The organism is Candidatus Angelobacter sp. (assembly GCA_035607015.1).
Classification (GTDB): domain Bacteria; phylum Verrucomicrobiota; class Verrucomicrobiia; order Limisphaerales; family AV2; genus AV2.
The window spans coordinates 1-22655 of record DATNDF010000164.1 but is presented as its reverse complement, the minus strand read 5'-3'; the positions used below and the strand labels follow the sequence as shown (position 1 = coordinate 22655).

General features: G+C 59.2%; 25 protein-coding genes and 1 pseudogene. 6 read left to right on the top strand and 20 right to left on the bottom strand.

From position 1 onward, the window contains the following. The first annotated feature begins 17 nt into the window (after nt 1–17). On the top strand, nt 18–416 hold the full coding sequence (locus VN887_06755; protein ID HXT39706.1) for a secondary thiamine-phosphate synthase enzyme YjbQ: 399 nt from the start codon (nt 18–20) through the stop codon (nt 414–416). A 60-nt stretch (nt 417–476) separates the two neighbouring features. Then, nucleotides 477–2801, top strand: coding sequence for a VCBS repeat-containing protein (locus tag VN887_06750; protein HXT39705.1), 2325 nt, complete (start codon nt 477–479; stop codon nt 2799–2801). A gap of 18 nt (nt 2802–2819) precedes the next feature. Here the strand turns inward: VN887_06750 and VN887_06745 are convergent, their stop codons facing one another. The 14 genes and pseudogenes from VN887_06745 to VN887_06680 all read right to left on the bottom strand — a co-directional run bounded on the left by VN887_06745 (nt 2820) and on the right by VN887_06680 (nt 12816). After that, a complete protein-coding gene (locus VN887_06745; GenBank protein HXT39704.1) occupies nt 2820–4733 on the bottom strand; it encodes a hypothetical protein in 1914 nt (637 codons plus the stop codon). 162 nt (nt 4734–4895) lie between these two features. After that, a complete protein-coding gene (locus tag VN887_06740) occupies nt 4896–5867 on the bottom strand; it encodes a trypsin-like peptidase domain-containing protein (protein ID HXT39703.1) in 972 nt (323 codons plus the stop codon). Between the two features lie 58 nt (nt 5868–5925). Further along, nucleotides 5926–6477, bottom strand: coding sequence for a molybdenum cofactor guanylyltransferase (locus VN887_06735; GenBank protein ID HXT39702.1), 552 nt, complete (start codon nt 6475–6477; stop codon nt 5926–5928). Nucleotides 6478–6555: 78 nt separating this feature from the next. Next, nucleotides 6556–6852 carry a MoaD/ThiS family protein gene (locus tag VN887_06730; GenBank protein ID HXT39701.1) on the bottom strand — a complete coding sequence of 99 codons (297 nt, stop codon included), beginning with the start codon at nt 6850–6852 and terminating at the stop codon, nt 6556–6558. After that, a complete protein-coding gene (locus VN887_06725; protein ID HXT39700.1) occupies nt 6849–8015 on the bottom strand; it encodes an exo-alpha-sialidase in 1167 nt (388 codons plus the stop codon). The genes VN887_06730 and VN887_06725 overlap by 4 nt, the downstream gene beginning before the upstream one ends. Nucleotides 8016–8167: 152 nt before the next feature. Next, nucleotides 8168–8572 (bottom strand): YciI family protein, encoded by a 405-nt coding sequence (locus VN887_06720; GenBank protein ID HXT39699.1) that lies wholly within the window; start codon nt 8570–8572, stop codon nt 8168–8170. Between the two features lie 91 nt (nt 8573–8663). Beyond that, nucleotides 8664–9218 (bottom strand): SRPBCC family protein, encoded by a 555-nt coding sequence (locus tag VN887_06715; protein HXT39698.1) that lies wholly within the window; start codon nt 9216–9218, stop codon nt 8664–8666. A gap of 76 nt (nt 9219–9294) precedes the next feature. Next, nucleotides 9295–9822 (bottom strand): SRPBCC domain-containing protein, encoded by a 528-nt coding sequence (locus tag VN887_06710; protein HXT39697.1) that lies wholly within the window; start codon nt 9820–9822, stop codon nt 9295–9297. Between the two features lie 70 nt (nt 9823–9892). Further along, nucleotides 9893–10327, bottom strand: coding sequence for a VOC family protein (locus tag VN887_06705; protein ID HXT39696.1), 435 nt, complete (start codon nt 10325–10327; stop codon nt 9893–9895). 53 nt (nt 10328–10380) lie between these two features. Then, nucleotides 10381–10839 carry an SRPBCC family protein gene (locus VN887_06700; protein ID HXT39695.1) on the bottom strand — a complete coding sequence of 153 codons (459 nt, stop codon included), beginning with the start codon at nt 10837–10839 and terminating at the stop codon, nt 10381–10383. A gap of 15 nt (nt 10840–10854) precedes the next feature. Next, a pseudogene (locus VN887_06695) lies at nt 10855–11196 on the bottom strand (VOC family protein). A 163-nt stretch (nt 11197–11359) separates the two neighbouring features. Next, nucleotides 11360–11815 carry a hypothetical protein gene (locus VN887_06690; GenBank protein ID HXT39694.1) on the bottom strand — a complete coding sequence of 152 codons (456 nt, stop codon included), beginning with the start codon at nt 11813–11815 and terminating at the stop codon, nt 11360–11362. A gap of 123 nt (nt 11816–11938) precedes the next feature. Continuing rightward, nucleotides 11939–12343 carry a hypothetical protein gene (locus VN887_06685; GenBank protein HXT39693.1) on the bottom strand — a complete coding sequence of 135 codons (405 nt, stop codon included), beginning with the start codon at nt 12341–12343 and terminating at the stop codon, nt 11939–11941. A gap of 32 nt (nt 12344–12375) precedes the next feature. After that, nucleotides 12376–12816 carry a nuclear transport factor 2 family protein gene (locus VN887_06680; GenBank protein HXT39692.1) on the bottom strand — a complete coding sequence of 147 codons (441 nt, stop codon included), beginning with the start codon at nt 12814–12816 and terminating at the stop codon, nt 12376–12378. A gap of 83 nt (nt 12817–12899) precedes the next feature. Here VN887_06680 and VN887_06675 point away from each other — a divergent pair, with 83 nt between their 5' ends. Further along, nucleotides 12900–13094, top strand: coding sequence for a hypothetical protein (locus VN887_06675; protein ID HXT39691.1), 195 nt, complete (start codon nt 12900–12902; stop codon nt 13092–13094). Between the two features lie 42 nt (nt 13095–13136). On the opposite strand, the gene VN887_06670 is transcribed toward VN887_06675, so the two are convergent. From VN887_06670 to VN887_06660, 3 genes are all read right to left on the bottom strand, one after another. Continuing rightward, on the bottom strand, nt 13137–13538 hold the full coding sequence (locus VN887_06670) for a VOC family protein (GenBank protein ID HXT39690.1): 402 nt from the start codon (nt 13536–13538) through the stop codon (nt 13137–13139). A 267-nt stretch (nt 13539–13805) separates the two neighbouring features. After that, nucleotides 13806–14312, bottom strand: a complete 507-nt coding sequence (locus tag VN887_06665; protein ID HXT39689.1) for a paraquat-inducible protein A — start codon at nt 14310–14312, stop codon at nt 13806–13808. A 14-nt stretch (nt 14313–14326) separates the two neighbouring features. Next, the gene (locus VN887_06660; protein ID HXT39688.1) at nt 14327–15517 is read right to left on the bottom strand and encodes an NnrS family protein; all 1191 of its coding nucleotides are present in this window, start codon (nt 15515–15517) and stop codon (nt 14327–14329) included. A 253-nt stretch (nt 15518–15770) separates the two neighbouring features. Here VN887_06660 and VN887_06655 point away from each other — a divergent pair, with 253 nt between their 5' ends. Beyond that, nucleotides 15771–16757: an L-histidine N(alpha)-methyltransferase gene (locus tag VN887_06655; protein ID HXT39687.1), complete on the top strand. Its 987-nt coding sequence runs from the start codon at nt 15771–15773 to the stop codon at nt 16755–16757. Between the two features lie 115 nt (nt 16758–16872). Here VN887_06655 and VN887_06650 read toward each other — a convergent pair whose 3' ends face one another. Together VN887_06650 and VN887_06645 are read right to left on the bottom strand one after the other, a co-directional pair. Beyond that, nucleotides 16873–18270, bottom strand: coding sequence for a PQQ-binding-like beta-propeller repeat protein (locus VN887_06650; protein HXT39686.1), 1398 nt, complete (start codon nt 18268–18270; stop codon nt 16873–16875). Further along, nucleotides 18267–18923, bottom strand: a complete 657-nt coding sequence (locus tag VN887_06645; protein HXT39685.1) for a prolyl oligopeptidase family serine peptidase — start codon at nt 18921–18923, stop codon at nt 18267–18269. The genes VN887_06650 and VN887_06645 overlap by 4 nt, the downstream gene beginning before the upstream one ends. Before the next feature lie 263 nt (nt 18924–19186). Between VN887_06645 and VN887_06640 the strand changes: the two genes are divergently transcribed. Both VN887_06640 and VN887_06635 read left to right on the top strand, forming a co-directional pair. Next, complete coding sequence (locus tag VN887_06640) at nt 19187–20215, top strand: methyltransferase (protein HXT39684.1); 1029 nt, start codon at nt 19187–19189, stop codon at nt 20213–20215. 29 nt (nt 20216–20244) lie between these two features. Beyond that, nucleotides 20245–20697: a cupin domain-containing protein gene (locus tag VN887_06635; GenBank protein ID HXT39683.1), complete on the top strand. Its 453-nt coding sequence runs from the start codon at nt 20245–20247 to the stop codon at nt 20695–20697. Nucleotides 20698–20700: 3 nt separating this feature from the next. On the opposite strand, the gene VN887_06630 is transcribed toward VN887_06635, so the two are convergent. Next, nucleotides 20701–22655 (bottom strand): hypothetical protein (locus tag VN887_06630; GenBank protein ID HXT39682.1); only part of this gene is annotated, 1955 nt, incomplete at its 5' end.

Here is a 22655-nt window from a genome sequence, read left to right as displayed (position 1 = left end):
GTCAATATCTCAATGAACTGGTGATAAGGACCCGCGGCCGTGGCTTTTACGAGCTGACGGCGGAGATCGCGGAATTGGTTCACAGGAGCGGCTTGAAGATCGGGTTGGTGACGCTGCACGTGCAGCATACTTCAGCGTCATTGTTGATTCAGGAAAACGCCGACCCGGAAGTGCGCCGCGATCTGGAGCGATTTTTCACGCGGCTGGCGCCTGACGGCGATCCGCTGTTTCAACATACGATCGAAGGGGACGACGACATGCCGGCGCACGTTCGCGCGGCTCTGACCGCGGTCAACCTGAGCGTCCCGGTGAGCAATGGTCACCTTGCGTTGGGGACGTGGCAGGGCATCTATCTTTGGGAACACCGGACGCATCCGCATTCGCGCCGCGTCGTCGCGCACCTGCTGGGTGAATAGGCTGGCAAAACCGACCTGCGACTGACATTGTTCGGCCGGCTTATGTTTGAAGGACCTTACATGCGAATGATCCGAACCCAACCGGCGGGAAAGATTCTGCGCGCTTTGCTTTCCCTGGCGGTGACACTGACGCTCGCTCGCGCCGACAGCGCCACAAATCGCTTTGCCTTCACGGGTCCGGAGATTTTCCCCATCGACAACCAGATTGGCCACCTGCGCGCGGCGGACCTGGATGGCGACGGATTACAGGATCTGATTGTCGTCAACAATTTCCGGTCGAAAATCAACCTGCTCTACAACCAGACGGGCCGGACGAATCAGACGGAATTAAAGACCGACGCCAAGCGCGAATTGAACGAGCTACCACCCGACGCCCGTTTTCGGATAGATTCCATCGCATCTGAAAAGCGGATTTCCAGCCTGGTCGTTGCCGACCTGAACGGCGACGGCAAACCGGACATCGCCTACTACGGAGAGCCCAAGGAGCTCGTGGTGCAATTCAACCAGGGGACCAACGGCTGGAGCGCGCCCAAACGGTGGCCGTTGGATGACGGCTTGCTCGAACCGGACGCGCTCACGTCGGGCGATTTGAACGGAGACGGGCGGCCCGACCTGGTGTTGCTCGCGGAGAATTACGTCTATCTGCTGGTGCAGACGACGAACCACACACTGGCGGAACCGGAAAAAATCCCTTACTCCGGCACGGTAAAATCACCGCAGGTTCTGGACATCGACGGCGACGGCCGCGAGGACGTGTTGCTCGTGAACTTTGACAGCCCGAATCCATTCCGTTTCCGCCTGCAAAACGAAACCGGACAACTGGGCCCCGAGATTCATTTTTCCCTGCCCCCAATCCGGTCCTACTGGGCCGACGATCTCGACGGCGATCACAAGACGGAAATCATCACGATCGCGCAAAAATCAGGTCGCGCACAGGTTTCCACCTTCAAACGAAAGCCTGCGGAGCCGTTGTCCGGCGCTTTGAAGGAGGGTCAGTTTCAGGTCCTGCCGTTGACGCGAACCAGCAAGGCCCGTCGTGGCGCGGTCTGGGCGGACATTGACGGCGACGGCCTGCCCGAACTGCTGGTCGCCGAACCGGACAGCGGACAGCTTGCGGTCTATTTCCAGGGGCCGGATGGTTCGCTCGGCTCGCCGAAAAAATTCCCGACTCTGACAGGCGTCAGTGACGTGGCCGTGGCGGATTGGGACGGCGACGGGCGACCGGAGATCTTCCTCTTGAGCGCGGACGAGCGCCAGGTCGGCGTGACGCAATTGGACAAAAACGGTCGGGTCGCCTTCCCCCGGATTCTGCCCACCGAAGGCCGGCCATTGGCTCTGGCGGTTGGCGCTCTGCAACCCGGCGCGAAGCCTTCCCTTGCGCTCATTCTGGACAAAGACGACAAACGCGAGCTCCAGGTCCGTTCCGCCGATGGAAAGATCGTTTCGCAGAAGTTGAGCGAGAGCTTCAAATCCAACCCGACGACACTCGCGTTCCACGACGTGAACCAGGACGGTCTCAACGATCTGGTTGTCCTGATTCCCTATGAGAAGATCAAGGTGCTGGTACAGGTTCGCGACAAGCCGTTTGATGAGCAGGACATCGCGCCGCCCGGCGGCAGCGCGGAGCAACCGTGGATGAGCGCCGCCGACGTGGACGGCGACGGAAAACCTGAGCTCCTACTGGCCCAGAAGAACTTCCTGCGCGCGGTGGTCTGGCAGGTCGAGACGAACAGCGCAGACAGCAAGCCAACCTATTCGTTCCGCGTCAAAGAGCAGATCAATGGCGCCAGCAGCAATTCACGCATCGTTGCCGCCGCCGCGCTGCCGAACGGGACGAACCGCATCGCCTCGCTGTTCCTGCTCGACGCGGAGCGAAAAACCCTGACGCTGTGCGAGCGTGATCCCGCCGGTGTCTGGCAGGTGGTTCGCAATCTGCCGCTGCCGGTCAGTGATTTTTCCAGCCTCCAGGCCGTGGCGCTGGGCGCAACCCGCCCCAACAGCATCGCGTTCCTGAGCCTGAACGCCGCCGCCTGGATGACTTTCACCGGGGAGGTCTGGGAGTTCGCGGAATTGGACGGCTACGAGACGCCGATCAAGGACGGTTACTTGAACGACGTGGTTTCGGGCGATTTGAACAACGACGGGCGCAAGGACCTGGTTTTTCTGGAAACCGCCAAAAACTACCTCGAACTCGTCACGTTCGAGCCGCCGCATCAATTGGCGCCGGCAAGTCGCTGGCAGGTGTTTGAGGAGCGGACGTTTCGCGGCCGGCGCAACGAACTGCCGGAACCGCGAGAGGCGCTCATCACCGACGTGACGGGAGACGGGAAAAATGACCTGGTCGTTTTGGTGCACGACCGGATCCTGGTCTATCCGCAGGAATAAACTCCGCCGCGCGAGCCTCTACTTCTTCAGTTGCGGCGGCGTGGGCGAATACATCTTGTAGCTCAAACCGTCGGCGTTGACGCTCCCGGAATAAACGGCGAAGTAGAAGTATTTGGCGATCTGCTCGTACGGCGGCAGCAGAGAGAAATCAACCCAGTCCTTCAGGCCCCCTTTGCCATCCTTTCCGTTGAGCTTCGTGCCGAGGGGCGTCATCTGCAGCATTCGTTCGATGGTTCCAGAATCGTTCTTCAACGCTTCGAGCATGACGCGCAAGGTTTCGCCGGTGTTTTCGTAGCCGAACAGTCCTGTGCTCATGCCGCCGATTTTTTGTGCGGCCTCAGCCAGTCCGGGAGTATCGCGCAGCGTCTTTCCCGTGGTTTCGCTGCTGCGCAGGTGCGTCTCCAGAGTCGCGTCGTCCGTGGATAGCGCGAGGTAGCCGCCGCTGGCGGTGTAGCTGAGGTTGCGTTGCGTCATGGAGCCATCCGGATTCGCGCTCGGGATCGCGAGAGAATAAACCTTGCGACCAAGCAATTCGCGCTCCTTGATGTTGGTCATCTGAGGCGGCAACAGGGAAGCGATGGTCTTGATAGCAGCCGCAAGCTTCTCGGCGTTCGGCGAGCCGATCAAATACAAGGCCGGCGGAGAATTGAGGTCCGCAATCGTATTGCTGCGCGGATTCTTTTGAAACGAAATCACGTCGTCTCCAAGGTTTCCAATCAACTCCTTTCGAAGGTCGAAGTTGGGATCTTTGTCCTTTCCGGCGGTCTCCAGAATAAGCTTCAGCCCGCCACCCATTTGCGGTGAGATGTCCGTGAGCATGCTTTCCAGCGTGTTCCACGCCTTTTGCACGTCCAGGCGGACGCGCTGGAACTTCACGGCGTCCGCCGGCACAAAAGGAGGCGGGTTGGCGTCCTTCGGTTCGATGGCGATGATCTTGAAAATCCCAACACGGCCCGCCGCGGGCACCCCGAGGTTGAATTCGGCCATTGAACCTTCCGGTGACTCATTGAAATTGAAAGCGATGGTGTTCAAGCCGGCCAGTCCCGTCGCGGCGGCGACCTTGGGCCAGCTCGGCGAATCGGAAGCCGTGTCTTTGGAACCGGAGTCCGAGGAGATGCGATTGAGCACTTCAGCGATCGGTTTGAAATGGATCCAGCCATACATCAATGCGTTCCTGAACCGGGCCTGATAGTCGGTGTCGAAGGCCGCCTGTTCCGCAAGCGGCGGGATGGCGCCGCCCGATTGCCGGACCAGGACTTTCTCAATCGCCTTGGGATCACTGCCCACAATCAACAGTGATTCAGACTGGCCGATGGTGATGGTGGTCTTCGAGTCGGTTTTCTTCTCATCGCCGCCTTCCTTCGGCGCGTCCTCCTTGTCCGTTTTGGAATCGGGAAATGATTTCTGCAGGGTTTTTGCAACCTCCTCGCCGGAAACCGACAACGTGGTAAACTCCACATCACGGATTTTTTCCGTCTTCAACTTCCGGCCGCCGTCGGTCCACTTCTTCTTCAAGACCGTGAGATTGGTCCTGAGTTGCCCGCTATTGTCCCGCGAGTCCACGAGCAACAGCCACGCGGGCAACACGTCTTCCTTTCCCTGCCAGCCGTTCTGAAGAACCGCGAACGTCACCTGGCCCTGCGCCAGTCCGCTGTAGTCGGCAAATTTCACTCCCAGTTCACGCTCGAGCGGTTTGATGAATTCCTCGTCGATCTTGTTGAGCAATTTGTCCTTGAACGGCTTCAACACGGGATCGCGCAAAAGCTGGCTGCTGGCATTCGCGTTGTACGCCGCCGTGGCCTTCGCGTAATCCGGCACCGTGAAGACGCCCAACGTCTCGGCGGGCAGCAGTTTTTCCGGCGGCGGAACGGCGGCGCTGCCGATGATCGAAACCGACGCCAGCAGGGCGAGGATGTTGAATGGCTTGTTCATGCGATCAGGTTGCGGTGTTGTTTGGGCCGCCGAAACAGACTCCGCCTCATTCCGGCTGCTGACTGAAAGTTTGCATCTGGTCCCGACCGGCCCACAGGTTGCCTGAATAGCCAGCAACTTAGCAAGAGAACACTTTGACCGGGTATCCGGTCGCAGAAAAAGTCAGCGCGCATCGGCCTTTTTTTGAGTGCGGCTGGGAGGTTCGAGATAACGGTAAGGATTGCTTGGATTGTCGTTGTCGTAGGCGTACGCATCCCGGTGGCCCAGAAAGTTTTTGACGGCTTCGATCGGAATCGCAAATCCCAGCCCTTCTCCAAACGTGATTTTCATGTTGGTGACACCCACCACTTCGCCGTGCAGGTTGAACAACGGCCCGCCGCTGTTTCCCGGGTTGATCTGAGCGGTGGTCTGCAGATAGAGCTCGCCCTGCATGGGCCGGGTCTTGGTGCTCACGATGCCCTCTGTGACGGTGCGCTCGAGACCGAGGGGACTGCCAATCGCAAACACGCGCTCGCCGACGGAGAGCGCATCCGAATCGCCCAGCAACACCTTCGCAAACCTGGGCGCGTCCTTGTCCTCTATTCTCAACAAGGCCAGATCGGCGAATTTGTTGATCGCGATGATTTTGACCTGTTTGTAGCTCTTGCGTTCCAGCTGGCCGCCCTTCTGATGATAGACTTCCACAGAAATTTGCGTCTCGTTTTCGATGACGTGAAAATTCGTGATGAGATAGCCGTCTTCGTTGAGGAAGAATCCGGAACCAAGTCCGCCAGGTGTCCGGACCTGCACCACGGCCTCGCCATACTGACTGACCAGTTCGCGCACCGAGCGTTCCGGAGGGGCGACACCTGGAGATTGGTAGAGTCCCGGTTTCGCTTCCGGCGCGGGCGCGACGACCGCCACGGGTGTCTTTTTGCCGGCGCGTCCTGTGCCTTCCCCTTCGATGATTTTCTCAATCTGGTTGCGTGGGACCACCAGCACCGTGTAGCCCACGTCGATGGCGATCTGATCGTGTTTCCGGGCGAGGATTTTTCCCGTGATGGCCGCCTTGTCCTTCAACTGGAGTGTGTCGGCCGATGCGAGCCAGAAGCTGGCGGACGAAAGCAGAAGGGCGGGAACATACCGATTTAACATAGGTCGACCATACGCGCGACGCCGTGGCGTGACAAGCAGGGTTTGGACCGTTCACGCTTCAAGCCCGGCGCGCCAGTCCATGCCAGCAGTCGCGCGCAATCTTCAAATCCCCGGGCGTGTTGACATTGAACAACTCGTGCTTCCGGGATCGCGTGACGCGAAAGGTTCGGGCGTCGAGCGCGTCCGCCAGTCCGCGCAACGACGGCCGTCGGGCGCTCAACTGCCGCTCCACAACCGGCAATACCTCCCTCCGGATTAAAAACGGAAATCCAATTTGGCCTTCCTCCTCGGTGAACAACGCCGCCATCCCTGGCTTCAATCGGAGGCCAAGCATCTTCAGCAACTCCGGCGAGACGAAGGGCATGTCGCATGAAAGAAAAAGTATCGTCTCGGCGCGGCTCGTCGCCAGCGCCGAGAAAACGCCACCCAATGGACCGCACTGCGGTACCACGTCCGACCGGATGACGCGCGCCTTCAGTCCGGTGGCATTCGCGGCGGCGCGCACGTGGCCTAATAACGTCCGCCGGCCCAGGCGCAGACGGGATTTATCCGCGCCCATCCGCGAGCTTCGGCCCCCCGCCAGAATGCAAATTTCACAGGCCGCGAACACGGACGGAATTGGCGCACGAAATTTCGATTCCTTCAAGGAAGAGCAGCGGAGACCACCCGGGCGCTCAATTCGCCGGCGTCAGCCTCCCGCCATCGCCCCCACGACCAAAAACGGCTCGGCACCGCTGACCACCTCGTCGGGCAACCGAGTGTCGGGCGGTTCAAGAGACAAATCCTCCTTGCAGGCGAAGAATCTGATGAATGGCCGGCGCTTTAACGTGCCGTGATCGCGGATCGTTCCGCACAACACGGGATAGCGCGCCTCGAGCGCATCGAGAATGGTTCCCACGGTGACCGGACCCGCCACGTTGAGCTGCACTTCGCCGTCCACGCGCGCGAGGTTGCGCAGGTGGAATGGAAGCACCACACGAATCATGGCAGAGTTTGCACCTCCACCGAAAAGACGGCGGGAAGGTCGCGCACGATTGGATTCCAGGTATCGCCGCTGTCCGCCGAGCAATAAACCTGTCCGCCCGTCGTCCCAAAGTACACCCCGCACTTTTCCAGCGAGTCAACCGCCATGGCGTCGCGCAACACATTGACGTAGCAATCCTTCTGCGGAAGGCCTTTTGTGAGCGCTTCCCATTCGTTGCCGCCCGACCGGCTGCGATAAACGCGCAGTTTTCCATCGGGCGGGAAATGCTCGGAGTCACTTTTGATCGGAACGACAAAAATTGTCTCCGGTTCGTGCGCGTGGACGTCGATGGGAAAACCGAAATCGGTCGGCAGATTCCCGCTGACCTCGCGCCACTGCTCTCCTGCGTTGTCGGTGCGGAGCACATCCCAGTGCTTCTGCATGAACAACACGTCCGGACGCGACGGGTGCATGGCGATGCGATGGACGCAGTGGCCGACTTCGGCATCCGGGTCGGGAAGTTCGTATTTCGACTTCAGGCCGCGATTGACGGGCCGCCATGTTTTGCCGCCGTCATCCGTGCGAAACGCACCCGCCGCCGAGATGGCGATGAAAATCCGGTTCGCGTTCTTCGGGTCGAGAATAATCGTGTGCACGGCCATGCCGCCCGCGCCCGGCTGCCAGAGATGCCCCTTGGCACGACGCAATCCGGAAAGCTCCTTCCATGTTTTTCCGCCGTCTGTGGTTTTGAAAATCGCGGCGTCTTCCGCGCCGGCAAACGCGGTATCCGGATCGGTAAGCGACGGCTCGATGTGCCAGATGCGTTTGAACTCCCACGGATGCTGCGATCCGTCGTAAAACTTGTGCGTGCCGACCTCGCCCTCGTAGAGGAACATGTTGCTCTGACCTTTGGGCATTCCATCCGGACCCATCAAATCTTCCGGCTTGGTTCCGGGCGGACTCCACGTTTTTCCGCCGTCATCCGACCGCTGGATGATCTGACCGAACCAGCCGCTGGTCTGCGACGCGTAAATGCGGTTCGGTTCAACCGGCGAGCCTTTGAGGTGATACATCTCCCAGCCCGCGAAGTGCGGCCCGCTGACGTCCCAATTCTGGCGCTTGCCATCCGCTGTCAGGATGAACGCGCCCTTCTTTGTGCCCACCAAAACTCGTATCTTGCTCATGGTCGTTGTGCGATTTCTCAGTTTTTACCGCGCTTGGTCCGCCCGGCGGCATACAATGACGCGCCCGGGTTTCATGGTTTGCCCCGGCCGGAGCGCATCCGCCGCGGGTCGGACTGATCTGCATTTTCGTCCTGCGAGTTTCTTTTAACTGCTCACGCCCGGGCGAGCTGCGCCTCGGCGCAAGCCTCCTCGACAAGCGGGCATTCACCCGCCACGGGCCTCACCTCCACACGGATGCCATACGGCAGGCCCGGACACTGTTGCGCGACGGCCACCGCCTCGTCGAGCGTTTTCACCCTCAGCAGAAAATAACCGCCGATCGTTTCCTTGGATTCGGCAAAGGGTCCGTCCGACACCACACGCCCGTTCTTTCCCGAAACAATCCTGCCTTCGCGTTCCAGCGGGTTTCCGGCGATGGCCTTGCCCTCGTCTTTCAACCGGTTGAACCACGCCATCCAGTGATCGGCGACCTGTTGCGTCTGTTCCGGCGAAAGGTCCTTGTACCAGTCCGTGCCGCGGAATATCAGCATGTATCCATTATTGTTTTGTGCGCTCATGACTTTTCCTGTTCTCTGTTGGTTGATCGTTCCGTTCGTTCAATCATACGACGAAAAATGCGGCGTCCCGAGGACAGACTCCATCCCGAAGCTAACTTTTACCCGCCGCTTCGGCCACCGATTTCATCTGCGCCAGCCCTTGTTCGAGCTGGCCGCCGACCATTTTGTCCATGTTCATGAACAGGCCGACCGCCTTGCTCATGAAATTGTTTTCCCCGAATATGCCCCACGTCACGACGGTTTGATTGCCCTGCTGTTTGAAGGTAAACTCCGCCGTGTTGGTTGCCTTGAACGGCCTGAGAAATTCCAGTTTGAACCGGACCAGCTCACCCGGCCGGCTCTCGGTGATGGTCATGCTCCCTTCGCCGACCTTCTTATTGCCAACCCAGCGGTAAATGGCGCCGATTCCTGCCGACGGACCTTCGAAGGTCCGTCGGAGTGCTGGATCGATTTTTTCCCACGGTGACCACGCCCCCCATTTGCGAAGGTCGTTCACCTGGGCGAACACGGCCTCCGCAGGAGCGGAGATCGTCGCCGACCGCGTGACGCGAAAATCGGCCGGCCGCGTGGCAACGACGATGACGAATAATAAAACGACAACCGCGAGAGCGATGAGGATGTTTGAGATCATAGATTTCCGTTTCATGCGCCATTTCTTCGACGACCGGACACCGCGGTTCAGGACATTGTCTGACAAATTCTCGGTGGACTTGATTCCGTTTTCAAGCCCCGGCCTTCGCCAGGTAGGCGGCAAGTTGTTCGAACGTTCCACTCCAGCCCCGCTTCATTCCTTCGTGTGAGGAATCGAACGTCCTGCGCTCCTCTTCCGTTGGGTCGAGCGGAGACCACTCAATGGTCAACTCCGTTCTGCCGTCCCGCCCGGTGAATGTGCTGGTGGACAGCATTTCCTGCGGCCACGTCGGACTGAATGGATGTCGTGTAAGATTTCCATCCTCGTCCGAGAAGGAATTGACCAGGACGATCCGCTCGGGCGCGACGATTTCCAGATACACAAATTTGCCCCACATTTCCCTCCCGTCGGGGGACTCCAGGCAATAGTGAAAAGTACCACCCGGACGAAAATCCAGTTTGGCGGCGGGCATCTTGAAGCCTTTCGGCCCGAACCATTGCATCAGGCGCGTGCGTTCGGTCCACGCTTTCCACACGAGATCAAGCGGCGCATCGAAGGTTTGGGCGATGCTGAAGGGTCTGACGGCGGATTGCTTCATCGGATGAGCGGGTGTGGTCATGTTCATTTCAGGTGAAGGGGCTGATTTGATGGTGGAACGAAACAATGCGGCCTCCGTGCGGGTTCCTGGCTCAAGACTTCACGGTAATCATCCAACCCACACCGAAGCGGTCTTCTACCATGCTGAAGCGGGGCGACCAGAAGGTTTTCGCCGGCGCCATCCGCACCTGGCCGCCGTTCGCCAGAGCCGCAAAGACGCGATCCACTTCGGCTTCAGTCGCCACCGCGAGCGAGAGGGAAAAGCCTTCGAAGGCGGCCTTTTCCGCCGAGCAGCCGTCCGAGGCCATGAGCGTGGTGTCGCCGACACGGAAGCTCGCATGCATGATTTTATTCTCGAAACCGGGCGGGACCATGTCGGGCTTCGGCGGTTCGGGACTGTCCTTGAAACGCATCATCATCTCCACCTCGGCCCCGAGGGCCTTCCGATAGAATTCGACGGCTTCTTCGCAACGGCCGTTGAAGAAAAGATAAGGTTGAACGAAGCGGTTGCCTTTTGTCGTGTTCATGATTCTCAGTCAGTTTTTCTGTTTTCATCTGTTCAACGAACGTGCCGCCGCATTCAGGACATCTTTTTTAATTCGGATTCAAGCCGGTCCAGGTTTTGTTCGTTCGCGGGAACACAGATCGGCTTCCACTGCCCGCAATCCGCCGCCGACCTGAAGGTCTGGCGGAAAGTGATCCTCGTCCGGTCCTCTTGTTCATCGAGGATGACCAGCACCAGAAATTGCGGACCCGAAATGTGCTCCAGAACAATCCGCTCCGGCTTCGCGAGGTTCAGAAAAACGGTGTGGTTCTTGTACTCCCTGCCGTCCGGTCCGCGCATGACGTAACGCCAGTGCCCGCCCGGCTTCGGATCGAATTCTTGAAACATGTTGGTAAATCCTTTCGGCCCCCACCACCGCGCCAGATGCCCGGGATCGGTCCACGCCTTCCAGACAACGTCGCGCCGTGCATTGACGACACGTGTGCTGACAATCTTCCGGTCAGGTGAACCCTCGCCCGGCGGTTGCTGGTACAGCCCGATCACGTTGCCCGCGGGATCCGTGAACCTCGCCGTGATTTCAGGCGCGTCCCCGCCGATCGATTGCACAATCCTGCCGCCGCCGGCGACGACGGCCTCCGTCGTGACGGCCACGCTGTCCACCATGATATAGATCAGCAGGCCGGCTTCCGTCATCGGCTTGCGGCCAACGACCCACGTGCCGCTCACTCCACCGGCTGCGTCGTCAAACGCCACGCTGCCGTCGCCGCGCGTTCTGATCTGCCAGTCGAAAACTTCCTTGTAAAAAGTTGCCGAGCGATGGATGTCGAGGGCCGGAATCTCAACGTAACAGACCTTGCCGTTTCCGAGCGTGGGCTGAGTGTCGGCTGCCATGCTGTTGCGGGTTGCGCGTTTCGCGCGGTCAATAATGCGGCGAATGAGCGGGCGTCTTCGAGACGACTTGCAGGAACTGTCGGCGAACCCGGCAAGGTTTTCAACCGAAACCGTCCGCAAACCCGATCCAAACTCCCTTCGCCATAACCACTGCGCGGTTGCGTCAGTTGCCGGCCGGTAATCGAAGAAGGAAAAGGCCGGCGAGCGCCAGCGCTATCCCGAGGAGGCGCGGCGCACTGGCGGGTTCTTTGAAGAACAGGATGCCGGCCACGGCCATCAGTGCCGCGCCGCCGGCAAGAATCATCGGCACGGCGGACAGCGGCCCGCCCTTCTGAAACAGGAGGAAGAAAAGAATCGTCCCTGCGCCCACACAAATGCCTGTCATCACCGACCAGAATGCTCCGGGTGCGGATGCGGTTTGATTCCACGCCCCTCCGAAGCGCAGGCAGGCAAGGTAGAACAGGATCGTGAGCGCCGCCGTGGCTTCGACAACAAAACCGCCGAGGCCGTCACTGATTCTTTCAGCAGCGAGTTTCGTGAAGATTTGATGCAGGCCGTAGAGCACGGCCGCGCCGACGGCATAATAGAACCAGGCGGACATGGTTTTCGCTCCTTTCATGGGTTGACCTTCATGGTTTCATCAACGCGATCAAGCCGCGCCGCCTCGATGCATAAATGTATTCCACGCAACCAAGACGCGAACACTCCGCGCTCAAACCGGCGGCACTTATTATCTCATTACTCATTTCTTCGCCCGATGGCAGGTGGTTTTAATCAGCCTGCCATGGACATCATACACGCGCCACTCGCCGATTTTCCGGTTGTCGGCAAATCTGCCCTCGTCGTACAGCGCGCCGCTCGGTCGGTAACGTTTCCAGACGCCGGATTTCTTTTCCGCCACGAATGAACCGGTCTGCATCAACTTTCCCGTCTCACGATACCATTTCCATTCGCCGGTCATCTTGCCGCCGGCGAATCTGCCCACCGCCCGCAACTGTCCGTTCCGCAGATAATACCTCCAGACACCGGATTTCTCCCCCCTGAGATATTTGCCGGCGCTTGCCAGCGAGCCATCCTTGTAATGCTGCTTGAACACACCGCTCTTCAGCCCGCCCTTCGCATCGAATCTGCTGGTGTCCTGTTTCATGCAATCAAGCTCGCAGCAGCCCGTCGTGCCCGTCAGAACATGCCGTTTTCATTCGGAGAATTTTCCAGCACAGGCTGGCCCAGGTCCCATAGTTCGACGATGCGGTTGCCCTGGAATTTGAAGATGTGGACCACGGCCGCGCCCGGCTCGCCCGGTTTCTGTCGCACGCGCGAATGAACCGCCACCCAGTCAGCGTCTTCGAGCGCGCGCTGGACTTCCAGCACCTTGTCGGGATTTTTCGCCGCGTTTTCCTCCATCGCGATCATCAGCGAATCGGCATCGCCCTTGAGGAACGGATTGTGATGTCGGAAGCCCGGAGCGACGTGCGTTTGAAATGCCTCGCGCGCCCGGCCCGACGATGCCTTACGCAGGAACGTCAGCGCCGCTTCTTTGCGGGAAACTTCCGCCACCGGTTTGCCACCGGGCGTTTCGGCATCGGCAGCCGGAGAAGGTTTGCCGGTGCTCTCGCTCATGATCCGGGTTGCCGATTTTGATTTCGCTTCATGTCCACGGTAGACCAGCCGCCGCGTTCAGGCCGGCTCCACAAAAAACTGCCGTGAACGCTCCGGCCAATCTAATCGAGGCCATCCGTCCGCTCAATCAAAACCCGGTTTCCAAGACCGGCGCCGGCTTCATGAATTTCATGACAGCGCTCGCGAGCAGCATCAGCGCGGACAAGGCGCTCATGATTCGCCCGGCCCAGCGCATTTTTTTCGAAACAGGTGCAGACGGATTGCTCATGGGTTTTTGATTGAAACCGATTGAACCAAGAGGCAGCGCGGTCTGGCAACTTTTACTTTGCGCGGTCGTTGATTTCCCAAAGGGCGAATGTGTTGTTTTCCGTGTCCTGGCAGATGGCAAAGTAGCCCATGCCCGGAACGGCTGTTTTGGGCCGGCAGACGCGGCCGCCCAGTTTTTCAACCTTCGCCATGAACCGCGTCACTGAAGGCACGTTGACGTAACTGGTGATGGTCTGGCCGGGGTGCACGCGCTTCATCAATCCGCCGTCCGGGGAGGCGTCCGCACCGCCGGTGTCAATGTGCCAGTAATCCCCGACGGGGGCGGACGCACCGGGAAACGGGTTGATCTTCCAGCCAAACAGCCTGCCGTAAAATTTTTTTGCGCGCTCCGGCTTGTCCGCCGGAATCTCGAACCAGATGATGCTGGCGGCGGTGGTCTTCTTCGCTTTGCTCATGTTTTGCCTTTCTCGTGATGTTTTCGTTCTGTCATGGATACGACGAATGAACAAACATGTTCGGGACAGCTCGGCATCCCCGCGACCACGCGCCATTGCAACGCCCTCGAAGCCGTCTGTGAAGCCCCGCCAAAATGAGGAACGCGGCCCTGCGAATCGAAGCAGCTCTGCAACCCGGGAGACGTCGGGTTCGTCGCTGGCGCATCTGAGGAACGGACGCAGTGGCGGGGAGCCGCGGTCGAAGGGATTCGTGCGGTCTGTCGCCGCCTATTTCTCCAGCCGCGAGGCGATTCTGCCGGTCCACATCGACGCGAATTGCGTCAACAGGACGGAAACGAAAAACAGAAAAAAGCCGCTTTCCACATTGATGCTCGCCACGCCTCCGGATTTCACGGTCAGCACGAGAATCGCGACGACAAACACATCGAGCATGGACCATTTGCCCATGTTCGCCACGAACTTGTAGAACGTCCGCGCCTGCTCGGCGGTCAGCCCAGGATAAAGCCAGAGCGCCAGCAGGGCGTTGATTTTCACGAGCGGGAAACAGAGGGTGAACACAAAGAGGATCAAAAACAAAAACAGTTCGCCCTCGCCCCAGAGGATGATGAGACCCCGATAAACGGAGATTTGGTTCTCAAACAACCACAGCTTGGTCACGGAGGTGAATGGCAGAAAGATGCCGGCGACAAAGAACCCGATTGCCGCCAGCAACATCAACACGATCGTCCAGCCGGCCCGCCGGTGTATGGTAATCAATGGGGAGTGCGGTTCCATGAACGAGCCCCGGTTCATTCGTTGTCAACCTGCGACACTTTGGGCAGCACAAAACAGGACCAGAGCAGCACGCCGATGATCCAGAGGATCGCGCCGAACGTGTAGTGCGAAATCATGATTTTGGGCCAGAAGTCTCCGCTGATGCGCGTCGCCATCCCCAACAGCATCAGGGCCACCGCGATCTGCATCCACGCGTTCCGCCCGCGCAACTTTTCCAGATTGCCGCTATGTCCGAACACGACGCGCGTGGCCACCGTGAATGTGACCACCGCAAAACCCCCGATCAAAGTCAGGTGCAACAGGCTGACCCGAAAGCCCGGCCACAAGGCGATGGCTATGAATCCACCGGCCAAAGCCGCAAAGGCGATCCGCAGGCAGGCACCCAGCGCGTTGCTGAACCTGGGCGCCCGGTGAAACGGAAATTCAAGCGCCAGATAAACCAGAATCGTCGCAAAACGGACCGCGTGCGCCGTGCGGAACCATCCTTCCACCTCGATAAAAAATGAAGCTACGATCAAAACTCCGGCGCCCAGGGCCAGCGCCGCCTTCTTCTTCCACGCGGCCGCAGGCACCAGGCTTTCGGGAAAATCGTGCGCGCTGGGCAGTTCAAAAAATCGCGGGAGAATAAACGGGCCAATCCCAAGGATGGGGAGAAGAACGAATCCCTGATAACACAACAACCGTTGCAGACTGACCCAGTATGCGCCCGCCTCATCCTGCCCGGGTTGGAACACGGCGAGCAAAGTTCCTGCGAACACGCACAGGAAAGCCAGACCGACCAGCACAAATCCGGGTGGCGGCATATCCCTGCGATGCCTTGCCCGCCTGAACATCAGGACGACGAACAGACCGAGCAAGACGAGAAAAAGCCGGTCGCCCAGCCCAACGTGCTGGGTCGCGAAACTCACCACCATGGAAAGATGCAACGCCAGAAGCAGGAGAACATTTCCTGGCCCAAGCGGCGGCGCTGACAACATGCGCGGCATGGCTGTTCCCAGAAATCCAAGAATAAATCCACCGAAAAGCCCGCAGGCCATGAGGCGCGCATGCGCCTGTCCCGGGTAGAGACTGATAAGTCCGCCAAAGTGAAGCGGCCACAGACTGACCCCGACGATCCCTGCCAGGACCCCTGCGGGAAAGAAAAGGCGGAACGGTTCTTTGCCGATGTCGCCGAGCGTAATTCGCCTCGATTGATCCGACGCCATTGGTTTTGGTTTACAGTCTTGATGAAATTGCCGCAATCCCCAAGCTAAAATCCGGTTCTTTCATTCCCCGTTTCTTCAGGATGAAACCTTGCTGTGAAACGGGCGGAAATTCATCGACCGGGTCGGGCGGGGACGATCATCGGCAGGGAACGGATGGACGGAGCGCGACAGGCACATCACTGATTGCATCTACTGTGCGGGCCAATGGGCGCCGGAGCTTGCCTCGGTCTTCAGAATCGGCGACAAGCAGGACATGTCGTCCCTTGTCAACGTCGCCATTCACGCCAGCCAGTCGCCGGAAAATGTCCGGCGCGATCTGCTGGAATCGCTGCGCACTCGGCGTGTGAATCACAAGTTTCATTACGACAGCGTCAAGCAGACAAACCAGTGGCTCGCCTTGCACCAGGCCTGCTCGCCCTCGCGGGAGGATGCGGATTGCGCCGCGGCTTATGACCGTGCCTTCGCGGCGGTGGCGAAACAGACGTCCACCTTCCCCGTTCACGTAATCGGCCTCGGTTGCGGCGGTGGACAAAAAGATACGCGTCTGCTGAAACAACTCCACGCGCGAGGCGGGGAAGTATTTTACACCCCCTCAGACGTGAGTGTGGCCATGGCACTTGCAGCCCGGCGGACGGCGCTGCAGGTGGTTGCGGAAGAGAACTGCTTCCCGCTCGTGTGGGATCTAATTTCGACCGCCAATCCCGCGGGCATCCTCGCCGGGCACCACGCGCTGCAGGCCGGACGGGTTTTCACTTTCTTCGGCATGATTCCAAACTTCGAGCCGGAGGCCATTCTACCGAAACTTTCCGCGCTCACCCGACCGGAGGACACGCTGCTTTTCAGCGCGAATCTGGCGCCCGGACCCGACTACGCGACGGGAGTTGAAAAAATTCTGCCCCAGTATGACAACCCGCTCACGCGGGACTGGTTGTTGACGTTTTTACTCGATCTCGGTGTGGAGCGTGGCGATGGCGAACTGCGATTTTCCATCGAAACGAGTCCGGCAGAGGGCGGGCTGAAACGCGTTTTGGCCCGGTTTCACTTCAGTCACGCAAGGGAATTCGTCGTCGAAGAAGAACGCTTCTGTTTTGCCAACGGCGACACAATCCAGCTTTTTTTTTCGTATCGCTACACGCCGGAACTGGTCCGCGCGAACCTCGCCGCGCACGGCTTGAAGGTATCGGACGAATGGATCACCGGGTCCGGCGAGGAGGGCGTTTTCCTTTGTCGCCGTGCTTGATTGCGCCTCCGCTCGCGGAGAAACGAATGACCGCAAGCGCGTCGCGGTCGAGCAGGCGGTTGGAGGATGACCCGGCGGAGACAGAACGACGGGCGCCCGGTTCCGCTCCGAGATATCATCTGGCGGAGAAAGTGAAGATGGTGTTTTTGGTTCGGACGAAGATCCTGCCTTCGGCCAGGGCGGGCGTTGCGTAACAAGCTTCGCCGAGATCATTCACAGCCAGCAGTTGCCATTCGCGTCCCGCCTTGACCACCGCAACTTTTCCACTCTCGCTCGCGGCGAACAATTTCCCGTCGGCCGCCACGAGGCTCGCGAAGAATCGGCCTGCCACTCCGGGAAGGCGATCCTGTTTCCAGACGGAGCCATCCAGCGGATTGACCGAGGTCAGGATTCCACCGTCCCTCAGGAGGTAGAGGATATCCCGGTAAAGCAGCGGTGAAGCCACTTCGGGCAGGCTCCTCGTCATTCGCCAAAGTTCCTTTGGCTGCGCGCCATCCATGCGGATCGCCACCAGCGCGTTGAGCGTCCGCATCAATTTCAACGCGCCATCCCACTCCTGTTTGTCAACCGCGCCATCTCCGTTTCCGTACGCGCGATCGATCGCGAGCACCGCTTCCTTGAAGGACGGGTCCGGAAACTCGTCGGGCGTCAGCCTGCCGTCGCCGTTGCGGTCCGCTTTCATGTCCTTGATGAGAGATTCGAACGGCGGTACTGCTCCATTGTTCACGAAGAAAAGATCACCTTCGCAAACCGGGCTGCTTATGGGCAGAACACCCATCCGGCCCGCGGACCATAGGCGCCGTCCGGTGGCGGTCGCATAGGCGGTCAACTCGAGCGGTCCGGATGCCACGATGGCTCCGCGGGAAACCAGCGGCGTCGAATAGCCGCCGACAAAATTCGGGCGCGTCGTGCGCCACTTCAGTTTGCCGGTGCTGGTTTCAAACGCCGCGATATGAGAGTCCGTCACCTGGTCCGCGAGAACAACGATCAGATCCTCTGCGAGTATCGGGGAGCTTGACATGCCGCGCGGTTGATTGAACGGCTCGAGTGGAGTTCGCCATCGCTCCCCGCCGTCCATCGAATAAGAGATCAATCCGAACCCCGAAAATAAAACATAAACGTTTCGGCCGTCCGTCACCGGTGTGGATGAGGCCGGATCGTTCGGCTCTGTCTTGCGTTCGACCCGTGTTGCTTCGATGGAGTTTTCCCACAGCCGCGCGCCACTGTTGCCATCGAGGCAGGAGAGGGTGCGGCGACTGCCTTCATAACCCGCAAGAATCACCCGTCCGTTGGCGACCACCGGCGAGGAATTGCCGGCCGGCACCTTCGCTCTCCAGAGAAGATTGGTCCCGGGGCCGAACGTGCCCGGAAACCCGCGCGTGTCGGAAACTCCGGATCCATCGGGCCCGCGGAAACGAGTCCAGCCAGCCGCCGGAGCGACAACATCGGAAAAGAACAGGAGGAAAACGCCGATCAGACATTGGGCTCCCGGCCTCAGTTCGTCCGCTTTCATAGGCTGTCAGCCGTCGTGCGGGTCGAGACTCGGACTCGGCTTGCGCCTCGAAGATGGTTGTTGAACCAGTCCAGAACGATCCGGTCCCGCTCTTTCCCGTGTTCCAAAAGCCCGTGGTCTCCGCCTTCGAACATGACGAGCCGGAAAGGATGGCGCTGTTGATAAAGCTTCTCTGACACACGCAACAAGTTCATCGGATTCACGCGCCGATCCTCCGTGCCCGCCAACGGCAGGATGGGCGTGTCTTTCGCCAGCTTCTCGAACCGGTGAATCGCCGACCTGGCCCGAAGCGCCCGTGCCTTGCTGGTTGCGTAGCCTGGTACGAGCTCGGCGATGACATTCGTTTCCATCTCCGGGCGCAGTCTGATTTCTTCTTCCAATTCAACTTCGCCGGAGCCGATGACCACCGCCGCGATTCTCAATGACACAAGGCAGCGGACTGCTCTGGCGTCGGGCACCATGTATCCACAAACTTTCAGGCCATCGCTCTCGTAGGTGAACTTCCAGAATCGCACGCGTTGAACGGTATTGGAGAATCCGGCCGTCACCTGCCACGCTCCGAGCATATCGTCGGAAACCACGATTTCGGAACGGCTCAGCAGTCTGCCGCTCTCCGCCAGGATCGAAAAAACTTCGGTCAGGCAAAGAACCAACAGGGCGGCGCGGATTGTTGCGATTGTTCCGCAATGCAGTCGGCTTGGACGAGGCTTCCCGTGGGAAACTCGTAAAGTATTCATGGTTGATGGCCGGGAGATATGTTATCGCCGCCGCCGTAAATTGCATGGATTTTTTCGAGCCCGGTTGCAGTCTGCAAAGACCCGCAACCCCATTATGTTTCCAGTGCGGTTGCGGACCGGAGAAGGAGCCGCTCGATTGCGAACTTGCCCGGAGGATTTCGCACTGCCACACTTTTTGGATGTCCACATCGGCACCAAATCCCTCCGCCATTCTCCAAACCGCGTTTTCGTTCTGGTCGTCCAAGGTTCTGCTGACCGCTGTCGAATTCGGAGTGTTCAGCAAACTCGCCAACCGCCGACTCACTGGCGTGGAACTGGGCGCGGAATTGAAGTTACATCCACGCGGCATCCCGGATTTTTTTGACGCGCTTGTGGCGATGAAGTTTCTCGGCCGCGAAGGCGATGGCCCGCAATCGAAATACTTCAACACACCCGAAGGCGCGTTGTTCCTCGATGAGAAAAGCCCGCGTTACGTGGGTGGCATCCTGGTCATGCTCAACGCGCGGCTCTTCAAGTTCTGGCACGACCTGCCCGAAGCGCTCCGCACCGGCAAACCGCAGAACGAAGTGAAGCACGGCCAGAAAGGCCTCTTCGAGGAACTCTACGCCGACCTGCCCAAACTCGAACAGTTCATGGGCGCGATGACCGGCCTCTCTCGCATCAATTTTGAAGCCTTCGCCGACAAGTTCGATTTTTCGAAATACAAGACCCTCTGCGACATCGGCGGAGCGACCGGTCTGCTCTGCATCGAAGTGGCCAAGAGACATCCGAAGCTCAAATGCACGAGCTTTGATCTGCCGCCAGTCGAACCCATCGCGAAGAAGCACACCGCCGCCGCCGGATTGAGCGGTCACATCGGCACGGCCGCGGGTGATTTCTTCAAAGACCCGTTGCCCAAGGCCGACGTCATCACGATGGGAATGATTCTGCACGACTGGAATCTGGAGAAAAAGATGCACCTCATCCGTGCGGCCTACGACGCGTTGCCGTCCGGCGGCGCATTGGTGGCCATCGAAGCGCTCATTGACGACGAGCGGCGCGAGAATGTGCAAGGGTTGCTCATGTCGCTAAACATGCTCATCGAATTCGGCGACGCGTTCGACTATTCCGGCGCGGATTTTCGGAAGTGGTGCAGTGAAGTCGGTTTCAAACGCTTCGAAGTCATCCACCTCTCCGGCCCGTCCAGCGCGGCGGTGGCTTACAAATAAAAATTCTACGGGGAACTCGACATCATTACATGAACGCAATCCAAATCCCAAACGACGGCGGCAAGAAGGTGAACGTCCTTGGCATTCCGATGGTCATTCGCATTCACGGCCGAGACACCGGCGGCGTGGTGAGCGCGGTCGAATCGCACGACGTACCGGGCGGCGGTCCACCACCGCACATCCATCACCGCGAGGACGAAACATTTCAAACCCTCGAAGGCGAATACGAATGGACCGTGGGCGGAAAAACGTTCGTAGCCAAAAAGGGCGCGACGATTTTTGCGCCGCGCGGGATACCACACACCTACCGTTACCTCGGCCAGACGCCTGGCCGGCTCATGTGTGTCATCACGCCGGCCGGCTTCGAGGGCTTCTTCGAGGAAATCGGCGCGCTCAGTCCGCAGCAACAGCAGGACATCCCGCGCGTGACTGAGATTGGAAAGAAATACGGGCTGGAAATCCTGCCGCCACCTGGCGCTTGAGAATTAATCCCTCCGGCGCAGGTGCAAAACCCAGTCGTCACTTGGATGCCGCGGGGGAGCAAAGTCTCGACGGCCCTCTGCCACGGTCAGGTTCTGCTCCTCGAAGTACCGGCCAGTCTCAGGATGCAACCACTCCACGCTATAGCTCCCCGCTGCCAGATTGATATAGTTGGTTCCGCCGCGCGGGAAATAAGCCACGTACTCGGCGCCTGGGATTGCCAGCAGGCTGTTATGCGAGGCAACCCATTCCAGGTGCGGCGCCATTTTCCAGTACTCGGTCTTGGCGGTGAAGAAATCGTAGAGCACTTCCAATGCAGCGGGTCGGAAGTTGTCTACGTCGTTCCGCGTCAAGTTGCGTGAAACGGCCGTGCCCGCAAAACCGGCCGCGAAATACCCTCCTGCTGTGGCGATCTTCCAAGCCTTCTTCCTCACCGTCGCCGGTTGATGCAATTGACGGGTCGAGAAACCGTCACTCGATTCGTAACCAGGCTCGTACTGATAGCCGAACTCCGTGTTCAGAACGGGTTTGCTGCTGTGAACCCAGTCTTCAGCGATGCAGTCCTCCAATCCCGCGCCCTCGAAATCCCATCCCGTCGCGGTCCACTGTGTCGGGTAATCGGCTCCCTGCCAGTTGGTCGAATAATAAGTCAGCCCGCGACGACCTCCGTCGAGGTTTCCCCAGGTGCGTGGCTGCACTCCCTCATTATTCTGAGTCACGTTCAGATTCACGTCGCTGCCCTTCCACAACGGCCAGACGACCTGTGGCCGGCATTGCGTGAACCCAGCGTATCGCGCGAACGGCCTTGGACCGACGGGATCTTGATCGGTGATCCAGACGGACGGATGACAACCGATCGGGTGGACGGCATCCAATCTGTGAATACGCGTGGCTATTTTCATGGCCCAGTCCACATCGGCCGGGCTGTATTCATATTTGCCGTCCGGGTAGCGCTCGAATTCGTTGGCAATGGTGTACATGAACAAATTTGCCCTGCTGCGATAGCGATTGACCAACGTATCAACCCAGAAGTTTTGATTCGTTTCGCTGGCCCATAACCCTTCGCCGCCCCCGACTCCGTATCCCCATAGAATCAGTTCGATGTTCATGCCCCGAGCCGCAGCGTAATCAAACACCCAATCCAGCTTCATCAGGGCGTTTTCGTCGATCGCTGTGTAATCCGGGCTGTTGGGCGAGCCTCCAAACGGCCAGAACCCGTCCGCCATCGCCATCATTCTGACGAAATTGAACCTGTGCGCCCGCCGGATATCGATGTAGTGAGCGATCACGTTGGTCGGCTGCGCAATCAGGAAATACGCAGTGTCGCCCATGGGGAAAAAACGCCTGCCGCCCTGGTGACGAAATGAATGCGGGTGATCCGGATCGATGATGATCGGGCCATCCGCCGCTTGTGAATCACGAGGCCGTTGTCCCCCGAAATGCTTGTCGGCGAAATCGAGGAACACTTTCCAATCCTCGCGCAGCAGTGAGTGGCCTCCCGGTCGGAGGTAGTAACCGAGTGCCCCGCCTATCAGTTTTCCATCCGGCGGCAGTTCCGTTGCGGTAAAATCGCCCGCATTGAGCAAATCGTAAACCGGCGCCGCCGCGTGCATCACCTCAAATTGGCCCGCTGGATTGATCCAAGTGTCCGCCCGGCCATTCGTGAACAGGACCGGGCGCGGCGCGCACAACGCAACCAGACAATTCTGATCGAAGGGAAGACGTTCCGGCTGAGCGTTGAATTCCTTGAATCGAGCATTGAACCAGTGCGGGAACTTGTCGTTGATGTCCGCGACCGTCTCCGGCGGTTTGGTTTGCGCCGTGTCCAGAGTGTTGAAGGGTTTCCCGATGGCGATTCGCGCGCGACTGGGCGCCGATCCGCCGCACCCCGCCTGATGAGGGATTGCAATGGCGATGCGCTCGTCGAACGCCGCCGCCACGAGCGCTGCCTTGCCGAGCC

Coding starts and splice junctions, on each gene's coding strand:
- VN887_06650 (HXT39686.1), bottom strand. CDS start 18,270: ATGAAAGCGGACGAACTGAGGCCGGGAGCCCAATGTCTGATCGGCGTT.
- VN887_06745 (HXT39704.1), bottom strand. CDS start 4,733: ATGAACAAGCCATTCAACATCCTCGCCCTGCTGGCGTCGGTTTCGATC.
- VN887_06690 (HXT39694.1), bottom strand. CDS start 11,815: ATGAAAGGAGCGAAAACCATGTCCGCCTGGTTCTATTATGCCGTCGGC.
- VN887_06710 (HXT39697.1), bottom strand. CDS start 9,822: ATGACCACACCCGCTCATCCGATGAAGCAATCCGCCGTCAGACCCTTC.
- VN887_06685 (HXT39693.1), bottom strand. CDS start 12,343: ATGAAACAGGACACCAGCAGATTCGATGCGAAGGGCGGGCTGAAGAGC.
- VN887_06720 (HXT39699.1), bottom strand. CDS start 8,572: ATGAGCGCACAAAACAATAATGGATACATGCTGATATTCCGCGGCACG.
- VN887_06730 (HXT39701.1), bottom strand. CDS start 6,852: ATGATTCGTGTGGTGCTTCCATTCCACCTGCGCAACCTCGCGCGCGTG.
- VN887_06725 (HXT39700.1), bottom strand. CDS start 8,015: ATGAGCAAGATACGAGTTTTGGTGGGCACAAAGAAGGGCGCGTTCATC.
- VN887_06750 (HXT39705.1), top strand. CDS start 477: ATGCGAATGATCCGAACCCAACCGGCGGGAAAGATTCTGCGCGCTTTG.
- VN887_06740 (HXT39703.1), bottom strand. CDS start 5,867: ATGTTAAATCGGTATGTTCCCGCCCTTCTGCTTTCGTCCGCCAGCTTC.
- VN887_06705 (HXT39696.1), bottom strand. CDS start 10,327: ATGAACACGACAAAAGGCAACCGCTTCGTTCAACCTTATCTTTTCTTC.
- VN887_06680 (HXT39692.1), bottom strand. CDS start 12,816: ATGAGCGAGAGCACCGGCAAACCTTCTCCGGCTGCCGATGCCGAAACG.
- VN887_06670 (HXT39690.1), bottom strand. CDS start 13,538: ATGAGCAAAGCGAAGAAGACCACCGCCGCCAGCATCATCTGGTTCGAG.
- VN887_06655 (HXT39687.1), top strand. CDS start 15,771: ATGTCGTCCCTTGTCAACGTCGCCATTCACGCCAGCCAGTCGCCGGAA.
- VN887_06665 (HXT39689.1), bottom strand. CDS start 14,312: ATGGAACCGCACTCCCCATTGATTACCATACACCGGCGGGCCGGCTGG.
- VN887_06715 (HXT39698.1), bottom strand. CDS start 9,218: ATGAAACGGAAATCTATGATCTCAAACATCCTCATCGCTCTCGCGGTT.
- VN887_06640 (HXT39684.1), top strand. CDS start 19,187: ATGTCCACATCGGCACCAAATCCCTCCGCCATTCTCCAAACCGCGTTT.
- VN887_06635 (HXT39683.1), top strand. CDS start 20,245: ATGAACGCAATCCAAATCCCAAACGACGGCGGCAAGAAGGTGAACGTC.
- VN887_06660 (HXT39688.1), bottom strand. CDS start 15,517: ATGGCGTCGGATCAATCGAGGCGAATTACGCTCGGCGACATCGGCAAA.